The organism is Frankia sp. CcWB2 (genome assembly GCF_977927585.1).
Genome location: NZ_CDWRCM010000265.1, coordinates 3,837 through 4,972 on the forward strand (window position 1 = coordinate 3,837; position 1,136 = coordinate 4,972).

General features: G+C 77.9%; 1 protein-coding gene. It reads right to left on the reverse strand.

Annotated features, from left to right (window positions below):
* The coding region (locus ACY45C_RS20015) for an AMP-binding protein (RefSeq protein ID WP_462189102.1) at positions 1 to 1,136 on the reverse strand (1,136 nt) is incomplete at both ends.

Below are 1,136 nucleotides of genomic sequence, written 5' to 3' on the forward strand. Positions count from 1 at the left end.
CCGGCGCTTCGGCCAGCGCCGCCCCGACCAGCGGGTCGTCCAGCGCGATCAGGGGCACGCTCGCCCGGGCCGGCAGCGCCGCGCGGGTCTCGATGGTGGTCACCGCGCAGACCGGCGCGGCGTCGCGCAGCATGAACGCGATCCGGTCGGCCGGGTAGGCCGGATCGACCGGCAGGTACGCGCCGCCGGCCTTGAGGACGGCCAGCAACGTCACGACCAGGTCGGCCGACCTGGGCAGCGCGACCGCCACGACCGACTCCGGGCCGACGCCCCGCCCCGCGAGCAGGCGGGCGAGCCGGTTGGCCCGCGCGTCCAGCTCGGCGTAGGTGAGCTCGGCGTCGCGCCAGCGCAGCGCGACCGCGTCCGGGGTCCGGTGGGCCTGGGCCTCGAACAGCTCGGGCAGGGTGGCGCCGGCGCCCCACCCAGGTGCCGGCGGCGGCGGGAGGAGGGCGGCCCGGCTCCGCTCGGCCGTGGGCAGGGCGGCGACGGCGCCGATCGGCCGGTCGGGATCGGTGGCGATCTCCTCGAGCAGCGCGAGCATCCGGTCGGCCAGGCCGGCGACGGTCGCGTCGTCGAGGACGCCGCGCTGGTAGCCAAAGGTGAGCCGCAACCGGTCGCCGGGGATCACCCGGATGGTCAGCGCGTAGTGGGTGGCGTCGTGGCCGTCGACGGCGGCCAGCCTTGGGCCGCCCGGCGGGATCAGCGTGGCCGCCGCGAACGGGTAGGACTCCAGGACGAGCAGGGTGTCGAAGGCATCCCCCTGGCCGGCCAGCGCCTGGATGTCGGCCAGGCCGAGGTGCTCGTGGGCGAACAGCCGGCCCTGGGCCGCCTGGAGCTCGGCCATCAGCGCGGCGAACGTCCCCCCGGCGGTCACGGTGGCCCGAACCGGGATGGTGGTGACGAACAGGCCGATCATGGCCTCGACCCCGGTCAGCGCCGCCGGCCGGCCGGCGGTCGCCGCCCCGAACACGACGTCGTCGCGGCCGGCTGCCCGGGCCAGCAGGACCGCGTGGGCCGCCCGCAGGACGGTACTCAGCGTCAGTCCCCGCTCGCGCCCGAGCGTGGCCAGGCGGGCGGCCAGCTCGGGGCTGGCCTCGCGGTCGACGGCGGCCGGGCTCGGGGGCGTCTCGCTCGCC